This is a genomic window from Micromonospora sp. M51 (genome assembly GCF_018070305.1).
GTDB lineage: Bacteria > Actinomycetota > Actinomycetes > Mycobacteriales > Micromonosporaceae > Micromonospora > Micromonospora parva.
Genome location: NZ_JAGPXZ010001325.1, coordinates 1 through 818, shown reverse-complemented (window position 1 = coordinate 818; position 818 = coordinate 1). Strand labels below are relative to the sequence as shown.

Below are 818 nucleotides of genomic sequence, written 5' to 3'. Positions count from 1 at the left end.
ATCGACCCGAAGAAGGCGGCCCGGGTGGCAGCCGAGGCCGCCGCCGATGCCGAGGCGCTCGGAGAGCAGGTGGCCCTGCTGTCGACGCGGATCGCGCTGCTCTGCCACGGCGAGCGGGACCTCACCGGAGGGCTGGCCGAGCTGGGCCAGGCGGCCGCCGCAGCCCGTGCCGCCGGCGACGCGCCCACCCTGGTGCTCGCCATGGTCTTCGAGTCGGACATGCTCTGCGAGTTGGGCCGCTACGCCGAGTCCGCGCAGGCCGCCGAGGCCGGGGCGACGGAGGCGCGTCGGGTGGGGATCAGCCGCTCCACCGGGGCGTACCTGCTCTCCAACCGGGCCGAGGCGCTCATCGCGCTGGGCCGGTGGGACGAGGCCGAGGCGGTCTGCGCGGAGGCCGCCCGGATCGACCTGTCGGGTGTGACCGGGCTGCACTGGCTCCAGCTGGGCGCCGGGCTGCGGCTGGCCCGCGCCCATCCGGGCGCCGACGAACTGGTCGACCGGGCGCTCACCTTCCTCAACCGGCCGTACCTGTGGCCGAACCACCGGCTGCCCCTGCACGAGCTGGCGATCGAGGCGGCGCTGGCCGCTGACGACAAGGTCGAGGCGGTCCGGGCGGCCCGCGTCGCGGTGACCGACGAGAGCCTGCCGCAGCTGCCCCGCGAGGGTTGGCCGGTGCTCAGCGCCGCCGCGCGTACCGCGGCCCGGGTGGGTGACCGGGAGCTGGCCGCCGCCGTGGCGACGCTCGCCGCCGACCTGCCGGCGCGGCACCCGGCGGCCCGGGCGCACGCCGCCCAGGTCGGCGCGCTGCTCGCGGTCGG

General features: G+C 77.8%; 1 pseudogene. It reads left to right on the top strand.

Features of this window, described 5'->3' with window-relative positions:
• Positions 1–24: 24 nt before the first annotated feature.
• Positions 25–818 (top strand): annotated as a pseudogene (locus tag KBX53_RS34585) (LuxR family transcriptional regulator); the annotation flags it as partial.